We start from the raw sequence: 21764 nt of genomic DNA, 5'->3' as shown, positions 1-21764 counted from the left end.
TCGAACGACACCACCGACAATGCCCCGGCGCTGGCCGCGCCGGGAACCTTAAGGAAGTACTGCTGCTGCCCGCTCAACGTTGCGCCGAGCGCGTCGAAACCCTCTGCCATCAGTCATCGCTCCGTAGCCGCCGCAGTGTCTGGCACTGCACATGCGGCATACTAAAAGCGACGAGCGAACCACTACAATCGTAAAACCCTGAAATACGCCGGCAGGGCGTTTTCCCGCTAGCCCGGCAGCCCGACGGGGTCGCCCCCCTCACTATCGTCCTTCAACTCCACCCCCGACCTTCCCAGCGCCACCGCGCCGCGCATCAAGAACACCAGCCTTTCCGCCGCTGTCGCGTATGGCAATCCCTCCGGCCTGACATTCGAGATGCAGTTCCGCTGCGCGTCGGTCCGTCCGGGCTTCGGGTCGTAGGTCAGATAAATCCCAAGACTATCCGGCGAGCTGAGGCCGGGCCGTTCGCCGATCAACATCACGATCTGGCGGGCGCCTAGGAGATCTCCGATTTCGTCGCCGAGGGCCACGCGGGACTGGCGGGCCACCACGACCGGGCCGATGTGCCAGTCGGCCAGCCGCGCCAGCACGGCGCGCAGCAGCGGCACGGCGTGGCGTTGCGCGGCCAGCGCGGAGAGGCCGTCAGCAATCACGAACACGGCGTCGGGGGTCTGGCCGGGCCGCTCGTTGGCCAGCGCTTCGTAGCTTTCGGCGTCCAGCCGGCGGCCGAGGTCGGGGCGGCGGAGGTATTGGTCGCGGTCCGGTGCCGCGCTGTGGACGTGCTGCGCGGTAAGTCCCGCCTCCTGCAAGGCCATGTCGAGGGCCGTGACGTCGAGCGGCAGGTGCACCGCGTCACGCGCCTGCGCGTGGGCGAGGCCGAAGGCGAGCACATCCCCCGTCTTCTGCGCGTGGCCGGTGCGGCCCAGCGCCACGCGCGCCCGGGTGTACTGGCGCAACTGGGTCCAGGGATCGATGTCGGCGGGCGGCTTGGGCATGATCGGCTCCATCGTGCGTTACAGCGTGCGCGCCAGGTCCAGCAGGGGCGCGCGCGCGGCCGGCTCCAGCACCCGGCCGGCATCGTCGAGGATGCCCATCCGTTGCAGCCACGCTTCGAACTCCGGCGCGGGGCGCAGGCCGAGCACCTCGCGCAGGTACAGCGCATCGTGGAACGACGTGCTCTGGTAGTTGAGCATGATGTCGTCCGCGCCCGGCACGCCCATGATGAAGTTGATGCCGGCCACGCCGAACAGCGTCAGCAGCGTGTCCATGTCGTCCTGGTCGGCCTCGGCGTGGTTGGTGTAGCAGACGTCGCAGCCCATCGGCACGCCCAGCAGCTTCCCGCAAAAATGGTCTTCGAGCCCGGCGCGGATGATCTGCTTCCCGTCGTACAGGTACTCGGGGCCGATGAAGCCGACCACGGTATTCACCAGCAGCGGCTCGAACGCACGCGCCACGGCGTAGGCGCGCGCCTCCATGGTCTGCTGGTCCACGCCATGGTGCGCGTTGGCGGACAGCGCGCTGCCCTGGCCGGTCTCGAAGTACATGACGTTGTCCCCCACCGTGCCGCGCTGCAGCGCCAGCGCCGCCTGCCGGGCTTCGTCGAGCAGGGCCAGCGAGATGCCGAACGCCTCGTTGGCGCGCTGGCTGCCGGCCACGGACTGGAACACGAGGTCCACCGGCGCGCCCAGTTCCATCGCCCGCAGTGTATTGGTCACGTGGGTCAGCACGCAGGACTGGGTCGGCACGTCGTAGCGCGTGCGGGCGTCGTCGATCAGCCGCAGCAGCTTGACGATGGCGGCGAGGTTGTCGCCAGCCGGGTTCACGCCGATGGTGGCGTCCCCGCAGCCGTAGAGCAGGCCGTCGATGATGGACGCGGCGATGCCGCGCGGGTCGTCGGTGGGATGATTGGGCTGCAGGCGCACGGCCAGCCTGCCTGGCAGGCCGATGGTGCTGCGCAGCCGCGTGACCACGCGGCACTTGCGCGCCACGGCGATCAAATCCTGATTGCGCATGAGCTTGCTGACCGCCGCCGCCATCTCGGGCGTGATGCCGGGCGCCACGCGGCGCAGCGTGGCCTCGTCGGTCTCGTGGCGCAGCAGCCAGTCCCGGAAACCGCCCACGGTCAGCGCGCCGATCTCGGCGAAGGCGGCGGCATCGTGGCGATCGACGATCAACCGCGTGACCTCGTCGTCCTCATAGGGAATCAGCGCTTCGGAGAGGAAGTGTCCGAGCGGCACATCCGCCAGCGCCATGCGCGCGGCCATGCGCTCCTCCTCGTCCCCGGCGGCGATGCCGGCCAGCGCGTCGCCCGAGCGCGCCGGGCTGGCCCGGGCCAGCAGCGTGCGCAAGTCGGCAAAGACATGCCGGCGCGTGCCGACGGTATGGGTGAAGGGCATGGCGTCAGATCTCCGGGAGGAAAGCGTGCGCTGCGTGACTTCAATATACGCGAGCTGGCACGCAAGTTTCACGCCCGATGTGACTTGCTATTGGCGCGCCGCGCGCCGACAATCGATGCGCCCAACCCTTCAACCCAACGCGAACGCGACAGCCGAGACATGCCGCAGGTGGAACAAGACCGCACGCCAGGCCGCCCCCAGACCGGAGACGGCACGCCCAACCCCGATCCGCTCCACCCCGTCCGGCGCCTGACGCCGGGCAGCTGGTTCAGTGTCACGGCGGCGTCATATGCGCTGACCGCCGGCGCGCTCCTGCTGGTGATGCAGGCCAACCTCGTGGCGGCCCTGCTGTCCGGGCTGCTGCTGTATTCGCTGGTCGAAGTGCTGGCCCCGCGCCTCACACGGCATTCCCGGCGGGACGCGCTGGCCGTGCTGATCCTGTCCGCGATCATCCTCTTCGCCCTKAGCGGCGGCATCTGGGCGCTCGTGCGCTTTATCAGCGGCGACGGCAACACGCTCGAACGGCTGATGGACCACGCCGCCGACATCATCGACCGCTCCCGCAATCAGATGCCGCCCTGGGTGAGCGACTCCCTGCCGCGCGGCGTGGAAGAACTCGCCACCACGCTGATCACCACCCTGCGCGAGCACGCCCAGATGGCGCAGCGGCTCGGCGCGGACATCCTGCGCACGCTGCTGCATATCCTGATCGGCTTCGTGATCGGGGCGATGGTAGCGCTGTACCGCGCCATCTCGCGCCCCAATCGCCGTCCGTTGGCCAGCGCACTGATCGCCCGTGCGAGCACGCTGCAAGTGGCCTTCTCGCAGTTCATCTTCGCGCAGGTGCAGATCTCGCTGATCAACACCATCCTGACGGCGATCTACCTGCTGGTGGTGATGCCGTTGTTCGGCCAGCACCTGCCGCTCTCGAAGACGCTGGTGGCCATCACGTTCATCGCGGGGCTGCTGCCGGTGCTCGGCAACCTGATCTCGAACACGGCGATCTTCGTGGCGTCGCTGTCGGTGTCCCTGCCGATTGCCGTGGTGTCGCTGGTATACCTCGTGGTGATCCACAAGCTCGAGTACTTCCTGAACGCGCGCATCATCGGCGCGCGTATACAGGCGGCCGCTTGGGAGCTGCTGACGGTGATGCTGGTGATGGAAACGCTCTACGGTATACCCGGCGTGATTGCGGGACCGATCTTCTATGCCTACGTGAAGCGCGAACTGTCCACGGCGGCGCTGGTGTAGGCGATTGTTAACTCGTTGAATGCATTGGCATTCAATGCGCAGCAACGGGTACGCTCCCGTTGCCGCGCGATGAGATTGCGACGGATCAGCCCTCGTTCGCGGCCTCGCGCGGCAGGAACTGGTTGCCCTCCGCCAAGGGCGCGTAGCGGTACGTGGCCGGCGTGCGGCTCAGCTTGACCGGCGCGCCGAGGCCCTTGTAGCCGCCGGGCATCTCCACCACCATCTCGCGGTGCGCGGTGTGCGGATGCTGGAGGGCGTCCGGCACCGACAGCACCGGCGCGCACGGCACCCCGGCCGCCGCCAGGGCATCGGCCAGCGCCTTGCCATCATGCGTGCCCATGCGCGCTTCCAGTTCCACTTTCAGCGAATCGCGATTGACCGAGCGCGCGCCGGCGGTGGCGTAGCGTTCGTCATCGGCCAGCGCGGGCACGCCGAGGTGCTCGCACAGGATACGGAACTGGCGATCGTTGCCCACGGCCAGGAAGATCGGGTCCGTGGCCGTGGCCACCGTGTCGTACGGATAGATATTGGGATGGGCGTTACCGGTGCGTGTCGGTGTCTTGCCACTCATGAACCAGTTGGCCGCGTGCGGATGCAGCAGCGAGAGCCCCGAGTCGTACAGCGCCGCCTCGACGAACTGGCCGCGCCCGCTGCGCGCGCGCTCCTGCAGCGCCAGCAGCACGCCCAGCGCCGCGTTCAGGCCGGTGACCATGTCCACCACGGGCAGGCCGGCGCGCAGCGGGTCACGATCGGCCTCGCCATTGATGCTCATGATGCCGGCCATGGCCTGGATCGCCGCGTCGTAGCCGGGCAGCCCGCCCAGCGGGCCATCGGCGCCAAACCCGGACACCCGGCAGTGCACCAGGCGCGGAAAGCGCTGCGACAGCACGTCGTAGCCCAGCCCCCATTTCTCGAGCGTGCCGGTCTTGAAGTTCTCGACCATCACATCGGCCTCGGCCAGCAGCGACAGCAGCACCTCGCGGTCCGCATCGGCGGTGAGGTCCAGCCGCATCACCCGCTTGTTGCGGTTCAGGCCGAAGTAGTACGACGCCACGCCGTCGCGGAACGGCGGGCCCCAGGTGCGCGTGTCGTCGCCCTGCGGTGGCTCGATCTTGAGCACGTCGGCGCCGTGGTCGCCCAGGATCTGGCCGCAGAACGGCCCGCCCAGGATGCGCGACAAATCAACCACGCGGATGCCGGCCAGCGCGCCGGGAGTGGGGGGCGTCGTCATGATGGTGTCTACCTCGCTATCGTTTTTTTGGATGGCTGGCGCGCGTCAGTCGAGCTGCGCACCCGACTTTTGTACCACGGCGCGCCACTTGGTGACTTCCGACTTCACAAAGCCGCCAAGCTGCTCGGGCGAGGTGGACGGCGCGAACTCCAGCCCCTGCGCCACCAGCGTCTGACGGACTTCGGGCTGCTTGAGCGCCTCGGCGAAGGCGCCGTTGAGCTTGCGGATCACCTCCGCCGGCGTGCCGGCGGGCGCCACCACGCCGAAGAACACGGACACGTCGAAGCCGGGCACGCCCTGCTCGGCCACGGTCGGCACGTCAGGCAGCGCTTGCGAGCGGCCGCGCGTGGTCACGCCCAGCGCGCGCACCTTGCCGCTCTTGATGAATGGCAGCGCGGTCAGCACGTCGGTGAACGTCATGCTGACCTGCCCGCCGAGCAGGTCATTGAGCGCCGGGCCGGTGCCCTTGTACGGAATGTGCTGGAAGTCGGTGCCGGCGAGGTTGTTGAACAGCACGCCGGCCAGATGCGACGACGCGCCGTTGCCCGACGACGCATAGGTCAGCTTGCCCGGATGCGCCTTGCCGTAGGCAATCAGCTCCTGTACGTTCTTCGCCGGCACGTTGGCGTTCACCACCAGCACGTTCGGCAGATGGCCGATCTGGATCACCGGCGCGAAGCTCTTCACCGGGTCGTAGTTGATCTTCCGATACAGGCTCACGTTGATGGCCAGCGGCGCCGAGGTGCCGAACATCAGCGTGTAGCCGTCCGGCTCGGCGCGCGCCACCGCCTCCGCGCCGATATTGCCGCCGGCGCCGGCGCGGTTCTCCACCACCACGGGCTGGCCCAGGCTGCTCTTGAGCGCGGCGGCCAGTGTGCGGGCCATCGCATCGGTGGGGCCGCCCGGCGGGTAGGTCACCACCATCATGATCGGCTTGGTCGGAAAGTCCTTCTGGGCGAAGGCGGGCGCGGCGGCAAGGCCGAGCGTGGCGGCGGCGAGCGCGGTGAAGGCCGCCAGGGCCGCGCGGCGGTGCCAATGAAGCTTGGGGGGCATGGTTTGTCTCCGGGTGAGGCTTTTTTGTCTATTTGGAACGCAGGAACACGTCAAAACAGGTCAAAACACGTTGATCTCGTCGAGTTGGCCGGCGGGGCGCAGCGCGCCGTCCTCGGGCGGCGCGACAGTCTCGGCCAGCCATGCCGGCTCGGCGCCGCCGGCCAGCGGGTCCTGCGGCAGCACGCGGTACACCAGCACCAGTTGCGCCAGCCGCATGCGACGGACCGAGCCGATGCGGCCCGCTTCCCACGCCATCGCCACGGCGCTGGTCACGTGGTACAGCGCGGAGGCGGCCTGGCGGGCCAGCACATCGCCTTCGGCACCGGCCTCGGCGGCGCGTGCAGCCAGCGCGGCGGCGTTGGCGATGGCCTGCGCGAAGGTGGCCCGAGCCGTGGCATGCATCGGCGTATCGGCCAGCAGGCCAGCCAGATACGTCTGGAGCACGGGCAGCGAGCCCTCGCGGCGGATGGCGCGCAGCACATCCAGCGCGACGATATTGCTCGTACCCTCCCAGATCGACCCCAGGTGCGCATCGCGGACGAGGCGCGGGTCGCTCCATTCCTCGATATAGCCGCAGCCGCCGCGGATCTCCATGGCGTCGCCGGTGACCTTGCGCGCGTCACGGCAGGCGCGGAACTTGATCAGCGGCGTCAGCACGCGCATCAGCGGGTAGGCATCGGCCTCGCCGGCGTCGGCGCGGCGCAGCGCCTCGGCGGTCTGGAACACCATCGTGCGGGCCTGCTMGGTGGGCAGCGTGAGCTTGAGCAGCTGCCGACGCATCAGCGGCATGTCCACCAGCCGCTTGCCGAACGCGCGCCGTTCCCGGGCGATGAACTGCCCCTCGGTCAGCGCGCGGCGCATCAGCCCGGCCGCCCGCACGCCGTTGGAGAGCCGCGAGTTGTTGATCATGTCCGCCATCTGCACGAAGCCCCGGCCCGGCTCGCCCACCAGCCACGCGTGCGCGCCTTCGAGCCGGATCTCGCCGCTGGCCATCGAGCGCGTGCCGAGCTTGTCCTTGAGACGGATGATCCGATAGTGGTTGGCGCTGCCATCGGCCAGCGTGCGCGGCAGCAGGAACAGCGAGACACCCTTGATGCCCGGCGTGGCCGTGCCGTCCGGCTCCTCCATGCGGGCCAGCACCATGGCCAGGGCGGCGTCCGGGTTGGAGCAGAACCACTTGTCGCCTACCAGCCGCCAGCCGCCTTCCACGCTGTCGTCCCGAATCGCGCGCGTGGCGGTGGCCGCCACGTCGGAGCCGGCGCCCTGCTCGGTCATKAACATCGCGCCCTGGTACAGGTCGTCGAAGACCTGCGTGGTCAGGTTGGGCAGATAGCGTTCCACCAGCGCCGGGTCGCCGAACTTGCGCAGCGTGCGGGTCAGCGAGTCCGTCATCGACAGCGGGCAGCACAGCCCGAACTCGGCCTGGACGAACAGATAAGTCAGTGCGTACTTCGCCGCAGGCGGCATGGGCTTGTCCCAGCCGAGCACGCCGCCGCGATGGGAGGCCGCGGCGAGGCCGAATTCGGCGAACGCCACTTTCTCCAGTTCTATATAGGCAGGATCCTTGTGGATGGCCTGCGCGTCGAGGCCGGTGCGAGTGCGATGGGAGAGCGTGGGTGGTGCATGATCCGCCACATTGGCGAGGGTATCGAGCACGCCACCCGCCAGCGCGCCCATGCGCTCAAGATGCGGCAGCAGGTGATTGAACAGGTCGGCCGGCAGGTAGAGCGGCAGCAGCGCGCGCAGGTCCGGGTCGGCCGTGAACAGGCTCGTGCCGTGCCGGTCCGGTACCGGATGGGCGATATCTTGAGACGAATCTCGCGAATCGGTCAAAGAAGCGGACGGWATCCGGGCGGCGCTGGTCGGCATGGCTGTCTCCTTGTTTGGGATTCATTATTCGAACGCMAACGATTCGTGTCTAATTCTAAAATTGGCTTGATCCATACAAAATTTATATCGCCATGGAATTCCGTCATCTGCGCTATTTCCTCGTGCTGGCCGAGGAACTGCACTTCGGCCGCGCCGCGCGGCGGCTGTCGATCTCCCAGCCGCCGCTTTCGCTCAACATCCAGCAACTGGAGGCATCGGTGGGGGCGCGGCTGTTCGAGCGCGACAGCCGCGGCGTGCGGCTGACGGCGGCGGGGCGCGCGTTCAAGGAGTCGGCCACGGCGCTGCTGGCGCAGGCCGAGTCGGCGCGCCAGCTGGCCCGGGAGATCGAGGCGGGCGCGGTGGGCCGGCTGCGCGTCGGCTTTGTCGGCTCGATGCTGTACCGGGGCCTGCCCCAGCGCCTGCACGAGTTCCAGCACCGCTACCCCGGCATCCAGGTGGCGTTGACGGAACTCAACTCGCAGGAGCAGATCGACGCCCTGCTACACGGCGAACTCGACGCGGGCTTCATCCACACCAGCCGGGTGCCCGATGAACTGGCCACCGAGCTGGCCCATCGCGAGCCCTTTGTCTGCTGCATGCCGGCAGGCCACCCGCTGGCCCCACGGGCCGAGGTGGCGCTGACCGACCTGCGCGGCGAGCCCTTCGTGCTGTTTTCGCGCAAGGCGTCGCCCGACTATTACAACCGGATCTTCGAGATGTGCGCCGCGCAGGGCTTCTATCCGCAGGTGCGGCACGAGATGCGGCACTGGCTGTCCGTGGTGTCGCTGGTGTCGCAGGGGATGGGCGTGGCTGTGGTGCCGGCGGCACTTGCGCGCTCGGGCATGGCGGGGGCGACCTTCCGGCCGCTGGCCGATGCCACGGTGCCGTCCGAGGTCTATTGCGTGTGGAAGCGGGCGCCTGATCATCCGGCGCGCGACCACTTCGTCGACACCATCCGGCTGGCCGCCGCGCAGGCCGGCGTTTAGAATCCGGTGCGCAATGTGCGCCAAAGAAAAAGCCACCGGTCCAAGGACCAGTGGCTCTGAAGTACGCGTGGAACGGGGTGTTCAGCGTGTCTGGAGCATAGCGCCCCCCTCCCGGCGGACCAATACCACAAATGCGGTATTCGATGGAATGCCGGCGCCCGGGCCCCAGATTAGTGCGAATACTGGCGTAATCCCTAGCCCGCGCGCGGACGTGGAGGAAACGCCCCCGCGTACGAAAACGGACGGCTTCTGCCGCGATCCGGTATGGCTTCGGCGCCGAAGCCGCACGAATGCTATACAATCGAGAACGATTTTTATTTACCTTCGCGGGGCGGCGATCCTGCCTGCGCACTGGAAACCTATGCGGTTGTCTGAACTGCCCCGGCGCACGGCCGCCGTTGTGAAATCGGTGGACGATGCCACCGCGAACGATCCCATCTCGCGCCGCCTGCGCGATCTCGGTTTTGTGCCGGGCGAAGCGGTGCAGATCATCGCGTTCGGCCCCTTCGGCAAAGACCCGCTGGTGGCGCAGGTCGGCTTCACGCGCTTTGCGCTGCGCCGCGCCGAAGCGGCCCGCATCACCGTGGAAGTGGTAAGCGCCACCGTTTCCAGCATCGCCCCGGCTACCCAGCCCGACGCCTCCGCCGCCCAGCGCATCGCCTGAGGGCGTTGCCACAGGCCGATCAGGACCCCCTGCCAACATGTCCGTCGCACAACCTCCATCCGCCCTGCGCATTGCGCTGGTGGGCAATCCCAATTGCGGCAAGACCGCACTGTTCAACCGCCTGACCGGCAGCCGCCAGAAGGTGGCCAACTACGCCGGCGTGACCGTCGAGCGCAAGGAAGGCCAGTTCGTCTCGCCAGCCGGCCGCAGCGTGCGCATCCTGGACCTGCCGGGCGCGTACAGCCTGCACGCGGCCAGCCTGGACGAGGCGATCACGCGCGAGGTCTGCATGGGCCAGCGCCCCGGCGAGCCGCGTCCGGACCTGATCGTCTCGGTGGTCGATGCCACCAACCTGCGCCTGCACCTGCGCTTCGTGCTGGAACTGCGCCGGCTGGGCGTGCCGATGGTGGTGGTGCTCAATATGAGCGATGCCGCGGCAAAACGCGGCATCCTGATCGACCGCGACGCGCTGTCGCAGGCGCTCGGCGTACCCGTGGTGCAGACCGTGGCGGTCAAGCGCGATGGCGCCGCGGCGCTGATCGACCTGCTCGACGGCGTGCTGCCGCCGGCCCCGCCGGTGCCGCCGCAGTCCGTGGAGGCGATGTCCGAGCTGGACACGCACGCCGAGGTCAAGCGCCTGCTGGACACCGCCGTGACCATGCCGACGCGCACCGCAAGGCTCGATGACGCGCTCGACCGCGTGATCCTGCACCCGGTGTTCGGCCTGGTCATCCTGGCCGTGCTGCTGTTCTTCATGTTCCAGGCCGTGTTCTCGTGGGCCGAGCCGCTCATGKACGGCATCGAAGGCGCCGTGCACCTGGCCGGCGAGGTCGTGGGCGGCTGGCTGCCCGCTGGCCTGCTGCACAGCCTGATMGTCGATGGACTGATCGCCGGCCTGGGCAGCGTGATCGTGTTCCTGCCGCAGATCCTGATCCTGTTCCTCTTCATTCTCACGCTGGAGGAGTCGGGCTACCTGCCGCGCGCCGCCTTCCTGCTGGACCGCCTGATGATGGGCGCGGGGCTCTCGGGGCGCTCGTTCATCCCGCTGCTGTCGAGCTTCGCCTGCGCGATTCCAGGGATCATGGCCACGCGGACCATCCAGGACCCGCGCGACCGGCTGACCACCATCCTGGTGGCGCCGCTGATGACCTGCTCGGCGCGGCTGCCGGTGTATGCGCTGCTGATCGGCGCGTTCATCCCCGAACGCACCGTGGCCGGCCTGTTCAACCTGCAGGGCCTGGTGCTGTTCGCGCTGTACGTGGCCGGCATCGTCAGCGCCCTKGTGGTGGCCTATGTGCTCAAGTTCTTCCGCCGTGACCGTACCGACCATCCGCTGCTGATGGAACTGCCGTCGTACCGGATTCCGAATCCGCGCGACATCGCCATCGGCCTGTGGGAGCGTGCCCGGATCTTCCTGTCGCGCGTGGGCAAGGTGATCCTGACACTGACCGTGCTGCTGTGGTTCCTGGCCACGTTCCCGTCGCCGCCGGAAGGCGCCACGCTGCCGGCCATCGACTACAGCTTCGCCGGCATGCTCGGCCGGGCGCTGCAACATGTATTCGCGCCGATCGGCTTCAACTGGCAGATCTGTATCGCACTGGTGCCGGGTCTGGCCGCACGCGAAGTGGCGGTTGGCGCACTCGCCACGGTCTATGCGCTCTCGGGCAGCGACGACGCGGTGGCCGTGCAACTGGCGCCGATGATTGCCGCGCAGTGGTCGCTGGCCACGGCGCTGTCCCTGCTGGCGTGGTACGTGTTTGCGCCGCAGTGCATTTCCACGCTGGCGGTGATCCGGCGCGAGACCAACTCCTGGGCGGTGATGGCGGCTTCGGCGGCCTACCTGACGGGGCTGGCCTACCTCGCGTCGTTCATCACGTATCGTGCGGCGCTGGCATTTGGTTGAGACGAGGTTGAAACTGGCGACACCGACTTGGGTCCAACGGCCATGACGCTCTATCACGCCTTCGAAATCCTGGTGGTCGCGCTGATCGTGGCGGCTTGCGCGGTCCACGTGACGGGCCGCTACATGCCGCGCACGCGGGAACGCGTGAAGGCGTCCCTGGCCGTGCGCCTGGGTGGCGCCGGCGCCACCGGCTGGCGCGCATGGCTGGCGCGGCGTCTGGCGCCGCAGGCCGCCGCCGGTTGCGCCTCCGGGTGCGAGACGAATAGCGGCTGCGGCACGTGCGGGTCGAATACGTCCCCTGCGGCCTCGGCCTCGGCCCCGCCGGAGAACGAGCAGATMATCCGGTTCGTGCGCAAATCCTGACGGCGCAGAGCCCATCCCGACAAAGAACGGCGGTCCTTGCGACCGCCGTTTTTGCATTCTGACCCCGGATCGCTGCACGCAGAAACGGGTACGCCCGTCCTGCCAGACCCGCCCGACGCCCGCAGAAACGGGTACGCCCGCCGCCATCCTGCATCGGCAACGAGCAAAGAAAAACCCGCCGCGCGGAAAGCGCGGCGGGTTTCATCGTCCAGCCGATTTACTGCACCACGCCGGCCAGCGTGATCGACACAGGCATTGCCTCGGGTCCGGCCGTGCAGCGCGCGGTCACCGTGAACGGCCCGTTGGCGAGCGGCGTGATCGATGCCGAGTTCGGCGCGATCACCACCTGGTTCAGGATGATGTTGCTGCTGGCAGTAGACCACGCCCAGCTGCCAAAGCACGGCGAGATGCCTTCGTCGATGCCGCGATGGAGCAGATGCACCGCGATCGTCGCCCCGATACCCGGCGGCACCACCAGCGGCTGCGGACCGTTGTAGACCAGCGCCCAGGTCGGCTGCTCGGTGACGAGCAGGTTGGCGCGCGGCGTCGCGGTTAGCGACAGGCTGCTGGCGAACTCGGCGAGCACGCTTTGCAGCGGTGACGCGCCATTCGGCCGGCTTGTACTGACCGTGGTCAGGCGCGTGGCGCCATCCGGCAGCACGGCTAGCGACGGCGAGGTCGTGGTGAAGGTCCAAAGGCCGTTGAAGTCCGGTGTGACATCGCTCTCGTCATTACGCACCACCTTCGACGCATAGACCTGCGGATAGCCGTTCAGCACGTTCAGCGCATTGATCTGGGCGCCGTTCTGCGACAGCACCAGCCGGAAGCTCGCCACGCCCGTCTTGACCACCGACACCAGGAACGCGCCTGTCAGCACGGAGTTGTCTGGCGCCGTGACCGAGACCGAGACCACCGACTGGGCCACCGTGTCGGACGCATTCACGCCGCGCAGCATGCCTAAGTTGATCGCGCCGGTGACCTGCACGGCCGCCGTGCTGCTGCTCCAGTTCCAGCCGCTGCCGGCCGTGGAGCGGTCCGCGCCATCACTGTCGATCAGGGACGCCGTGACGGGCAGCACCTGGCCGTCAGTCATCGACAACACCGGATAAGGCAGCGCAAGGCTGTAGGTACGCGTGCCGGGCGCCACCACCGTGATGACGGCCGAGACCTGCGGCAACGCCGTGGTGGCGTTGCTGGCGCCGGTGACGGTGGCCAGCAGGCTGATCGTGGCGGTGCCGGTACCGACGCCGGTCACCACGCCGCTGCCCGGCACCGTGCCATTGCCCACGGCCGCTACGGAACTGTTCGAAGAGGTCCAGACGAAGCTGGTGTTGCCGGTGACGTCGTTGCCGTTGTTGTCCACCACTGACGCAGTCAGCGAAATCGAGCTGCCGACGGAGACCTGGCCGGAGGTCTGGCTCATCACCACGGTGTACGACTTGGCAGCCGTCGCGCCATTCCCGCCATTGCCGCCGTTGCCACCGCTCCCGCCATTGCCGGCGCTGCCCGTCGGCGAGGTACCTCCCCCGCTGGACCCGCCGCCGCCGCCGCAGGCTGCCATCAGCGCCACGGTCGCCGCGCAGGCGAGCCAGGATATCCATCGACGTGTCGTCATGGTTTGTCCCCTTCTGTTGTAATGTCCCGTTCCCGTGCTACGAGACTAGGCGCGATCCGCCAGGCGATGTACTGGCCAGAGGACTGAGCGCCACCCCACATATCGGGATGAGGTCATCCCCGGTCTACGGCAAGCGGTTGACGCCAAGTGCGGATTTCGACTACGCTGGCGGCTTAACCCTTTCGCGCACGATGCACGCCTCCGCCCTCCTCCTCCGCCACGCCGTTGATGCCCCGCGCATCGATGCCGCCGTGCGCGCGTGCGTGGCGCGGGCTGGCCGGCTGTCGCGCGGCGGCCTGGCCGCATCCCCCTCCTCGCTACTACTAGACCTAACGACCGGTTGCCGGGCCTAGCGCCCCGTGGCAGTTCGGCAGCCGTCTATCGCCACCGTTTTCCCGTTTTTTCCCCGAATTTTTGATTTTTGCCTGTCGCATCTTCCCGCGAGGAAGGAGAACACCCATGTTGCGCAATCCCGCCGCCAAGTACCGCCCCGCCACCACCGTCAACCTGCCTGACCGCACCTGGCCGTCGCGCCAGATCACGCGCGCCCCGCGCTGGATGAGCACCGACCTGCGCGACGGCAACCAGGCCCTGATCGAGCCGATGAACCCCGCGCGCAAGCTGCGCTTCTTCGAGCAGTTGGTGAAGGTGGGGCTGAAGGAGATCGAGGTGGCCTTCCCGTCGGCCTCGCAGACCGATTTCGACTTCGTCCGCATGCTGATCGAAGAAGACCGGATTCCCGCCGACGTGAACATCGTGGTGCTGACCCAGTCGCGCGAGGACCTGATCCGGCGCACCGTGGAGTCGGTACGTGGCGCGCGCCAGGCCACCATCCACCTGTACAACCCGATCGCGCCGGCGTGGCGCCGCATCGTCTTCAATGCCTCGCGCGAGGAAATCCGCGAGGTGGCCGTGAGTGGCACGCGCCTGATCCGCGAACTGACCGATGCGATGCCGGAAACGGCCTGGACCTACGAGTATTCGCCCGAGACCTTCAGCCTGGCCGAACTCGATTTCTCGCTTGAGGTTTCCGATGCGGTATCGGCTGTATGGGAGCCGTCCGCCACCCGCCCGATGGTGCTGAACCTGCCGACCACCGTGGAATGCAGCACGCCTAACGTGTTCGCGGACCAGGTGGAATGGATGCATCGCCATCTGGCGCGGCGCGAGCATATCGCGCTGTCCGTCCATCCGCACAATGACCGCGGCACCGCCGTGGCCGCCGCCGAGCTGGCCGTGATGGCCGGCGCGGACCGCGTGGAAGGCTGCCTGTTCGGCAACGGCGAGCGTACCGGCAACGTCGATCTCGTCACGCTGGCGCTGAACCTCTACACCCAGGGCGTGGCCCCGGAACTCGATTTCTCGGATATCGACGAGGTGCGCCAGTGCGTGGAGCACTGCAACCAGCTGCCCGTGCATCCGCGCCATCCATACGTCGGCGATCTCGTCTTCACGGCGTTTTCCGGCTCGCACCAGGACGCCATCCGCAAGGGCTTCGCCCAGCAGAAGCCGGACGCGATCTGGGAAGTGCCCTACCTGCCGATCGACCCGGCCGACCTCGGCCGCAGCTACGACGCCGTGATCCGCGTGAACAGCCAGTCCGGCAAGGGCGGCATGGCCTACCTGCTCGAACAGGCGCATGGCATCTTCATGCCGCGCCGCCTGCAGATCGAATTCAGCCGCGCGGTGCAGGCGATGACCGACGAAACGGGCCTGGAAGCGAGCGCCGACGACCTCTACGCGCTGTTCCGCCGTGAGTACCTCGACGTGGACGCGCCGCTGCGCTATGTCTCGCATCGCATGGTGTCGACGAGCGAGGCCAGCGACGCCAGCGTGGAGATCGAGGTGGAACTGGTACGCGATGGCCAGCCGGTGCGGGCGCGCGGCGCGGGCAATGGCCCGATCGACGCCGTGGTCGACGCCTTCGTGCGCGGCCTGGGCCTGCCGGTGCGGGTGATGGACTATCACGAACATGCGCTGACCGCCGGCGCCGATGCGCGTGCGGCCTGCTATGTGGAAGTGCGCGTCGGCGATTCGCCGACGGGCTTCGGCGCGGGCGTGGATGCGAACATCGTCACGGCGTCCCTGCGCGCGGTGGTGTGCGGCGTGAACCGGCACATCGGGCGCGCCAGCCAGGAAGCACAGGCGGCCTGAGGCGGATTACGGCGGATTGAGTCCCGCCGCCGTGGAGAAAACCGGTGTGCCCCGCCCCCACGGGGCACACCCGGAAAGACGTCCTTGCGGACGCCCACGACATGCGCGATGCATTCACCACGTGCGCACAGCGTACGGGCCGCATCGCGCGGGCGCCACGAATAAATCCGCATGTAAATAGAAGGGAGCGGGCGCACGCCCGGAATCATCGGCTGTCGCGCGGCCGCCACGCGAGGCCGCGCGGCTTGCGCTGGGTCAAGGTGGGGATGAGAGGCAAAGGCCACACTGGTCGCACAGTTATTCCTCGCCTGTGCATACCAACATGACCAACATCTCTCTCACTCGCAAGACACTCTGCTCCACCCTGGCCGCGCTGGCGGCCTCCGCCGCGTTCGCGGCCCCGGCCATGGCTGCCGAGGAAGCCCAGGGCAACTGGATGGTGCGCATGCGCGGCACCTTCCTCGACATGTCCAACAAGTCCGATCCGGTGGGCGGCGTGGGCGCGTCGGACCGCATCCACGTCAACAACAAGTGGATTCCGGAAGTCGACATCACGTATTTCATCGTGCCGCACATCGCTGCCGAACTGGTGCTGACGATTCCGCAGAAGCAGGACGTCTCGCTCGATGGCCAGAAGATCGGCACGTTCAAGCACCTGCCGCCCAGCCTGCTGCTCCAGTACCACTTCATCCCGAACGGCACGTTCCGGCCGTACATCGGCGCGGGCGTGAACGCGACGCGCGTCTACGGCGCGGACATCGCGGGCAACACGCTGAACCTGGACCGCTGGAGCGTGGGGCCTGCCCTGCAGATCGGCATGGACTACAAGCTCACCAAGAACTGGTTCCTGAACGTGGACGCCAAGAAGGTCTGGATCTCCAGCAACGTGTATGCGGGCGGTGTGAAGGTTTCCACGGTCAAGCTCGACCCGTGGCTGTTCAGCGCCGGCGTGGGTTACCGGTTCTGATGTGTTGATGTCGGACGCCCCGCTCCGCCCGGAGCGGGGGGCAATGCTCAGCGGAAGGCCGGCTCGTCGAAGCTGCGCAACTTCCGCGAGTGGAGTTCTTCCACGCCGTTCTCCCGCAGGATACGGATCGCCTCGAGGCCGATCGTCATATGCTGGCTCACGCGCTGCCGATAGAAGGTATTGGCCATGCCGCGCAGCTTCAACTCCCCATGCAAGGGCTTGTCGGACACGCATAGCAGCGTGCCGTAGGGCACGCGCAGCCGGAAGCCATTGGCGGCGACCGTCGCACTTTCCATGTCGATGGCAATMGCGCGGGACTGGTTAAAGCGCGCATAGAGCGATTTCGACTTCAACTCCCAGTTGCGGTCATCGGTGGACACCACCGTCCCGGTCCGCATGCGCGTCTTCATCTCGTTGCCGGACAGGCCGGTGATGCGGGCGACGGCCTCCTGCAGCGCCACCTGGATCTCGGCGATCGGCGGCACCGGCACCCATGGCGGCAGGTCGTGATCGAGCACGTGGTCGTCCCGCACATAGGCGTGCGCCAGCACGTAGTCGCCAAGCTGCTGCGAGCGGCGCAGGCCGCCGCAGTGACCCACCATCAGCCAGCAATGCGGACGCAGCACGGCGAGGTGATCGGTCATCGTCTTMGCGTTCGACGGCCCGACGCCGATATTGACCAGCGTGACGCCGAGCTTGTCCTCGCGCACAAGGTGGTAGGCCGGCATCTGCGGCAGCGCGCGCGGGCGGGTGGCGTCGTCGGGTTCGCTTTCGCCGAGGTTCTGGGTCACGTCCCCCGGTTCGATGAAGCGCACGTAGCCGTCGCCGCCATCCCCAGACATCAGCGAGCGGCCCAGCGCGACGAACTCATCGACATAACGCTGATAGTTCGTGAACAGGACAAAACGCTGGAAGTGGTGCGGCGCCGTGCCGGTGTAGTGGTAGAGCCGCTGCAGGGCCAGGTCCACGCGCTCCGCCGAGAACAGCGAGAGCGGCCAGGCTTCGCCGGGCGTGGGCTCGTAGGTGCCATTGGCGATGGAGTCGTCGATGCGGCTCAGCTCGGGCAGCACGAACGACGCCTCCAGCTCGCGCGCCTGGGTGTAGCTGATGTCGGTGGTCGAAGCTTCGATGACGAACGGCAGCGGGATCGGCCGGCGCGACAGGCCGACGACCACCGGCACGCGGTGATAGCGCATCAGGCGCTCGATCTGGTCGCGGTAGTAGTCGCACAGCAGGTCCGGTCGCGTGACCGTGGTGCCGTACACGCCGGGGTAGGCGACCGTACCCCACGAAGGGCGGCTGTCGGTCACCATGGTTTCGAGGTTGACCGAGATGCCGAGGTACGGGTAGCACGCGTGCGCCGCCGATGGGAGGGGCTTGCCCTGCGCGAAGGCGTCGAAGCGCGCGCGCACGGCGGCGACCGAGCCGTCGTAGATCTCGCGAATGCGCGCCAGCGCGCTGTCCGCGTCAGAGAACTCGGCCAACTGATCGGCCGGATGGGCGGAAGAGAAGATCGAGGCGTTCATGGCGACCATCATACCGCGCGGCATCGCGCCGTGGCGGCAATCGATGGCGTTGCGTGGGAATACGAACGCTTGTGCGCTTTGCACCGTGCATTGTTTGACGCATCCATATCCGCTTCGCTACACTCTGTCGCCATTCGCGCCGCACATCGCAGCTTCGTGGCGCAAACGCCGCTGCGCTCCCCACTTTGGTTGGGGGTGTGGCACGCGACATGGTATCTGGCAGGAGGAGCCGTCGATGGAAATCCGTAACCCGTTGCCCGCAGAGATCGAGGCGGCCAGGCGTCTGTTGGCCGCCAACGGTTGGGAGCAACAGGTCGGCAATGCGGAACGCTTCGCGCAACTGATCGCCAATTCCCAACGCGTAGCCGTGGCCGTGGAGAAGGGCGAGGTGATCGGCTTCGCCCGCGCCCTCTGCGACGACATCGCCAACGGCTACATCTCGATGGTGGCCGTGGCGCCGCAGCATCGCCGGCGCGGCATCGGCCGGGCGCTGGTGCGCCAGGTCATGGGCAACGATCCCGACATCGTCTGGGTGTTGCGCGCGGCACGCTCCTCGGAAGCCGCCTTCTTCGGCCAACTCGGCTTTGCGCCGTCGATGGTCGCCATGGAGTGGCGGCGGCGCTGATTTTCCGGCGCTGTTACTCCGCCGCTGTTACTCCGCCATCGCGCGCCGGAAAGCGTCCGCCGAGCCCATCTGGCGGAACAGCTTGCCACCCGGCGCGAAGCGGTCCGCCGTCGACAGGCCGCCTACCACCACCGGTTCGAACCCCACCTCACGCACCAGTTGCGCGGCCACGGCTAGCGCAGCCGCGTCGTCGCCAGCCATCGGCACCGCCATCAGCGCGCCCTGGCGATGGCTCTCGCGGGCAAACTCCGCCGCGCCCGTGAAGTTGAACACGCGCACGATCCGCGCGCCGGCCAGGTACTTGGCCGTGGTGGCGCCGATGCCGTTGGCTTTCACCTCCTCCACGATCGCCCCGTCGCGCGGCGAGACCGCATTGGTGGCATCGAGCACGATCTTGCCCTGCCATTTGTTCTGCTGGCCCACCTCGGGCACGGCGCCGTAGGGCACGGCCAGTAGCAGCACATCGGCAAAGGCCACCGCCTGCGCCACCGTGCCGGCCTGTGCCAGCGGGCCGAGCGAATCGGTCAGGCTCTTCAGGGACTCCGGGTGACGCGAGGAGAACATCACGGGGTGCCCAGCCTTCACGAACAGGCCGCCCACGGTGCCGCCGATGCGCCCCGAGCCGATCACGCCGATCTTCGATTTGGCTGGCGTCTGCGCCATGGCCGGCAGCGCGCCCGCCACGACCACAAGCCCCATCGCCCCCAGCACCCTGCGCCGGCCCCGGTGCATGTGTGTCGATTCGTGCCCCATGGCCTCGCTCCAGCAGTTCCGATCTAGCCACTCTAGGCGAAATCCACGCCACCGGCGCTGTCATGGGAGTGTCATCGCCGCTGCCTAGACTGACGCGCGACCACGTGCCGTCTTCGGCACTTATCGATTACAACAACGAACAGGGGAAATCATGGGAAAGAGGACCAGGCAGGCAGCCTTTGCCGCGCTGATCTCGGCCACGCTCGCGCTCGGCGCCTGCGGCGGCGACGATGACAACGGCAGCGCCGCGAATGGCGGTACCGGTGGCAATGGTGGCAACGGCGGCAATGGCGGCACCACGCAGCCGGCATCGGTGCAGCCGCTGTCGGGCGGATCGCTGTACGTCGGCGCGGTCAGCTTTGGCGACACGGTATCCGTCGAACTCGACAAACCCGCCGCCGGCCAGCTCACCCTGCGCTTCCTCGATTCCCGCTTCGGCCTGGCCGGGGCACTGGTGGGCCAGTACGTGCTGGAAGACGGCACCTACCGCGTGACCGGCCTCGCCGCCAGCGGCACCGACGTACCGGCAGCACTGGCTGCCGCCGCCGCCGCCATCACCTTCCGCTTCACGCTCGATGACGGCGTGCTCTCCGGCGCGCTGGGCCAGGTGCCCAACGTCAAGGCCGGCAACGGCGCCCTGCTCCAGGGCTATATCTCGGCCGGCAACCGTGGCGCGCAGCTGGCCGACATCGCCGGCACCTACAGCTACCTGCGCCAGGCCGGCGACGCCGCCAGCGCGGGCCAGCTCAATATCGGCGCGGATGGCAACGTGCGCGTCTGCGCCGGGCTGGGCTACAGCGCCGACTGCGCCGGCGGCCAGTCGGGCAAGCTGGCGGCCGATGCCGACCAGTCGCGCTATCCGGGCGCCTTCGCGCTGACGCTGGGCGGCAGCACGGTCGGCCGCCTGTTCGTAGGCCGCCAGCAGGGCCAGGTGGCGCTCTTCGTCGACGAAACCGGCGCCAGCGCCACGGCGCCCACCGGTAGCTGGGTCGTGCGCACGGCCACGGCCGTCGCCGCCAATGGCATCGATGGCGACTGGGTCTGCGCCGAGCCGGAACTCGACGACAAGAACGCCGCCACGGGCCGTACGCGCCGCAACATCGTCTCGGTGGCGGGCACCACGCTCGCCGCGGACAACATCCCCGTGGACGTGACGCTGGCCTACAACCGCGCCGGCGGGGCCGCCGCCAACGGGCTGGTCTCGGGCACGTGGCAGGCCACCGTGGCCGGCCAGGCGCAATCGCTCGGCCTGACCTGGCTGCCGGTGAGCAAGAACCTCGCGTACCAGCTCCGGCAGGTGCCGGGCAGCACGCGACAGCTTCCCGCCGTGTGCGCCCCGATGGCCGCGCCGACGCCGGTCTCGACCTACCTGACGGCCACTGCAGGGCAGAACATCCTCGTCACGCTGGCCGATCTGCGCCCCACCCAGCCGGCCATCGGCCGCGACCAGATCTACTACAAGCTCGGCCGCTACGMCGCGGACCCGATCAAGAAGTTCGACKACGCCTGCGAGACCAACGGCCAGAACAAGACCAGCACCTGGGATGCAGCCACGTCCCGCCTCGGCGACCTCGCCTCCTTCACCTGCACCAAGGCGGTCGGCAACAAGCCGGCCGACATGAAGACGCTGGTGGTGGGGCCGTACGGCGAGCCGTTCCTGACCGATGGACACCACTCGTTCACGTCGATCTGGGACGCCGACACCGGCGGCGCGCAGTCGAAGATGTGGATCCGCGTGCAGGACAACCTGTCCACGCTGAACCGCGCCACGTTCTTCCGCACGCTGCGCGAGCGCAAGCTGATCTGGTCGAAGGACGGCGCCAACCAGCCGACCTACCCGGCTGACCTGCCGCGCGCGCTGGGCCTGAAGAACGGCCTCGGCAACGACCCGTACCGCGCGCTGGTCTACTTCACGCGCGACATCGGCTACAGCCAGCCGACCGATGCCACCGAGTTCACGGAGTTCTATTGGGGCGATTGGCTGCGCGGCGTGGTGGACCTGAAGACGGTCAACCTGGACGACACCGCCAGCTACCTCGACGCCGTGCACCGCGCCTCGGCCGCCATGGTGGCGCTGGCGCCGGACGCCGTGGTCAGCAACGGCAAGACCGCCGCGCAACTGGGCGGCCTGACCACGCTGAACGAAACCGAGTTCACGGCGCTCTCGCAGCCGGTGGGTTCGACCAAGCCCGGCAAGCTGCCGTACGCAGTGGCCTACCGCCTCGGGCTGAAGCCGTAAGGCAAAAAAAGACGCCCGCTGCAATGAACTGCACCCCAAAAGTTGGACACCAACTTTTGGGGTGTTTTCATGTATCGGTACTCGGAGCAGTTCAGGCTGACAGTTATCCAGAGCTACCTGGACGGTCAGGCAGGCTATGGTGAGATCGCCAAACGCCATGAAATAGACA

18 protein-coding genes are annotated in these 21764 nt (G+C 68.0%); 10 read left to right on the top strand and 8 right to left on the bottom strand.

Annotated elements, in window-relative coordinates; all coding sequences use genetic code 11:
* Positions 1-227: 227 nt before the first annotated feature.
* Together eutC and AC1EJR_RS26920 are read right to left on the bottom strand one after the other, a co-directional pair.
* Complete coding sequence (eutC, locus tag AC1EJR_RS26925; RefSeq protein WP_477113911.1) at positions 228-995, bottom strand: ethanolamine ammonia-lyase subunit EutC; 768 nt, start codon at positions 993-995, stop codon at positions 228-230.
* An 18-nt stretch (positions 996-1013) separates the two neighbouring features.
* Entirely contained in the window at positions 1014-2396 is a 1383-nt protein-coding gene (locus tag AC1EJR_RS26920) for an ethanolamine ammonia-lyase subunit EutB (RefSeq protein ID WP_477109022.1), read from the bottom strand.
* Between the two features lie 159 nt (positions 2397-2555).
* Here AC1EJR_RS26920 and AC1EJR_RS26915 point away from each other — a divergent pair, with 159 nt between their 5' ends.
* Positions 2556-3647 (top strand): AI-2E family transporter, encoded by a 1092-nt coding sequence (locus AC1EJR_RS26915; protein ID WP_092294317.1) that lies wholly within the window; start codon positions 2556-2558, stop codon positions 3645-3647.
* An 85-nt stretch (positions 3648-3732) separates the two neighbouring features.
* Here AC1EJR_RS26915 and AC1EJR_RS26910 read toward each other — a convergent pair whose 3' ends face one another.
* Genes AC1EJR_RS26910 through AC1EJR_RS26900 form a run of 3 tightly spaced genes read right to left on the bottom strand, consistent with a single transcriptional unit; the run spans position 3733 to position 7800 of the window.
* Positions 3733-4878, bottom strand: a complete 1146-nt coding sequence (locus tag AC1EJR_RS26910) for a CaiB/BaiF CoA transferase family protein (RefSeq protein WP_441593772.1) — start codon at positions 4876-4878, stop codon at positions 3733-3735.
* A 45-nt stretch (positions 4879-4923) separates the two neighbouring features.
* Positions 4924-5931, bottom strand: coding sequence for a Bug family tripartite tricarboxylate transporter substrate binding protein (locus AC1EJR_RS26905; RefSeq protein WP_477113910.1), 1008 nt, complete (start codon positions 5929-5931; stop codon positions 4924-4926).
* Positions 5932-5991: 60 nt separating this feature from the next.
* Positions 5992-7800, bottom strand: coding sequence for an acyl-CoA dehydrogenase family protein (locus AC1EJR_RS26900; RefSeq protein ID WP_477147837.1), 1809 nt, complete (start codon positions 7798-7800; stop codon positions 5992-5994).
* A 92-nt stretch (positions 7801-7892) separates the two neighbouring features.
* Between AC1EJR_RS26900 and AC1EJR_RS26895 the strand changes: the two genes are divergently transcribed.
* The 4 genes from AC1EJR_RS26895 to AC1EJR_RS26880 all read left to right on the top strand — a co-directional run bounded on the left by AC1EJR_RS26895 (position 7893) and on the right by AC1EJR_RS26880 (position 11716).
* Positions 7893-8786 (top strand): LysR family transcriptional regulator, encoded by an 894-nt coding sequence (locus AC1EJR_RS26895; RefSeq protein WP_092294309.1) that lies wholly within the window; start codon positions 7893-7895, stop codon positions 8784-8786.
* A 361-nt stretch (positions 8787-9147) separates the two neighbouring features.
* Positions 9148-9450 carry a FeoA family protein gene (locus AC1EJR_RS26890; protein WP_092294307.1) on the top strand — a complete coding sequence of 101 codons (303 nt, stop codon included), beginning with the start codon at positions 9148-9150 and terminating at the stop codon, positions 9448-9450.
* A 37-nt stretch (positions 9451-9487) separates the two neighbouring features.
* Positions 9488-11353 (top strand): ferrous iron transporter B, encoded by a 1866-nt coding sequence (gene feoB, locus AC1EJR_RS26885; protein ID WP_477147836.1) that lies wholly within the window; start codon positions 9488-9490, stop codon positions 11351-11353.
* Between the two features lie 42 nt (positions 11354-11395).
* Positions 11396-11716, top strand: a complete 321-nt coding sequence (locus AC1EJR_RS26880) for a DUF6587 family protein (RefSeq protein WP_092294303.1) — start codon at positions 11396-11398, stop codon at positions 11714-11716.
* Between the two features lie 217 nt (positions 11717-11933).
* Here AC1EJR_RS26880 and AC1EJR_RS26875 read toward each other — a convergent pair whose 3' ends face one another.
* Positions 11934-13331 carry a hypothetical protein gene (locus AC1EJR_RS26875; protein WP_454757505.1) on the bottom strand — a complete coding sequence of 466 codons (1398 nt, stop codon included), beginning with the start codon at positions 13329-13331 and terminating at the stop codon, positions 11934-11936.
* 459 nt (positions 13332-13790) lie between these two features.
* Between AC1EJR_RS26875 and leuA the strand changes: the two genes are divergently transcribed.
* Entirely contained in the window at positions 13791-15485 is a 1695-nt protein-coding gene (gene leuA / locus AC1EJR_RS26870; RefSeq protein ID WP_441593778.1) for a 2-isopropylmalate synthase, read from the top strand.
* 322 nt (positions 15486-15807) lie between these two features.
* Positions 15808-16452 carry an OmpW/AlkL family protein gene (locus AC1EJR_RS26865; RefSeq protein WP_092294399.1) on the top strand — a complete coding sequence of 215 codons (645 nt, stop codon included), beginning with the start codon at positions 15808-15810 and terminating at the stop codon, positions 16450-16452.
* A gap of 47 nt (positions 16453-16499) precedes the next feature.
* Here AC1EJR_RS26865 and AC1EJR_RS26860 read toward each other — a convergent pair whose 3' ends face one another.
* Positions 16500-17990 carry an AMP nucleosidase gene (locus AC1EJR_RS26860; RefSeq protein ID WP_092294397.1) on the bottom strand — a complete coding sequence of 497 codons (1491 nt, stop codon included), beginning with the start codon at positions 17988-17990 and terminating at the stop codon, positions 16500-16502.
* Between the two features lie 223 nt (positions 17991-18213).
* On the opposite strand from AC1EJR_RS26860, the gene AC1EJR_RS26855 reads away from it, so the two are divergent.
* A complete protein-coding gene (locus tag AC1EJR_RS26855; protein WP_092294295.1) occupies positions 18214-18603 on the top strand; it encodes a GNAT family N-acetyltransferase in 390 nt (129 codons plus the stop codon).
* A gap of 27 nt (positions 18604-18630) precedes the next feature.
* On the opposite strand, the gene AC1EJR_RS26850 is transcribed toward AC1EJR_RS26855, so the two are convergent.
* Positions 18631-19356 carry an NADPH-dependent F420 reductase gene (locus AC1EJR_RS26850; RefSeq protein ID WP_454757502.1) on the bottom strand — a complete coding sequence of 242 codons (726 nt, stop codon included), beginning with the start codon at positions 19354-19356 and terminating at the stop codon, positions 18631-18633.
* A 151-nt stretch (positions 19357-19507) separates the two neighbouring features.
* Here AC1EJR_RS26850 and AC1EJR_RS26845 point away from each other — a divergent pair, with 151 nt between their 5' ends.
* The gene (locus AC1EJR_RS26845; RefSeq protein WP_477147835.1) at positions 19508-21595 is read left to right on the top strand and encodes a ParB/Srx family N-terminal domain-containing protein; all 2088 of its coding nucleotides are present in this window, start codon (positions 19508-19510) and stop codon (positions 21593-21595) included.
* 69 nt (positions 21596-21664) lie between these two features.
* The coding region (locus AC1EJR_RS26840) for a transposase (protein WP_477109968.1) at positions 21665-21764 on the top strand (100 nt) is incomplete at its 3' end.

The organism is Cupriavidus sp. 05T42, from assembly GCF_056396345.1.
Note: the sequence above shows the minus strand (reverse complement) of the source record. Positions and strands in the feature narration are given on the sequence as shown.

Coding starts and splice junctions, on each gene's coding strand:
- eutC (WP_477113911.1), bottom strand. CDS start 995: ATGCCCAAGCCGCCCGCCGACATCGATCCCTGGACCCAGTTGCGCCAG.
- AC1EJR_RS26920 (WP_477109022.1), bottom strand. CDS start 2,396: ATGCCCTTCACCCATACCGTCGGCACGCGCCGGCATGTCTTTGCCGAC.
- AC1EJR_RS26910 (WP_441593772.1), bottom strand. CDS start 4,878: ATGACGACGCCCCCCACTCCCGGCGCGCTGGCCGGCATCCGCGTGGTT.
- AC1EJR_RS26905 (WP_477113910.1), bottom strand. CDS start 5,931: ATGCCCCCCAAGCTTCATTGGCACCGCCGCGCGGCCCTGGCGGCCTTC.
- AC1EJR_RS26895 (WP_092294309.1), top strand. CDS start 7,893: ATGGAATTCCGTCATCTGCGCTATTTCCTCGTGCTGGCCGAGGAACTG.
- AC1EJR_RS26890 (WP_092294307.1), top strand. CDS start 9,148: ATGCGGTTGTCTGAACTGCCCCGGCGCACGGCCGCCGTTGTGAAATCG.
- AC1EJR_RS26875 (WP_454757505.1), bottom strand. CDS start 13,331: ATGACGACACGTCGATGGATATCCTGGCTCGCCTGCGCGGCGACCGTG.
- leuA (WP_441593778.1), top strand. CDS start 13,791: ATGTTGCGCAATCCCGCCGCCAAGTACCGCCCCGCCACCACCGTCAAC.
- AC1EJR_RS26865 (WP_092294399.1), top strand. CDS start 15,808: ATGACCAACATCTCTCTCACTCGCAAGACACTCTGCTCCACCCTGGCC.
- AC1EJR_RS26855 (WP_092294295.1), top strand. CDS start 18,214: ATGGAAATCCGTAACCCGTTGCCCGCAGAGATCGAGGCGGCCAGGCGT.
- AC1EJR_RS26850 (WP_454757502.1), bottom strand. CDS start 19,356: ATGGGGCACGAATCGACACACATGCACCGGGGCCGGCGCAGGGTGCTG.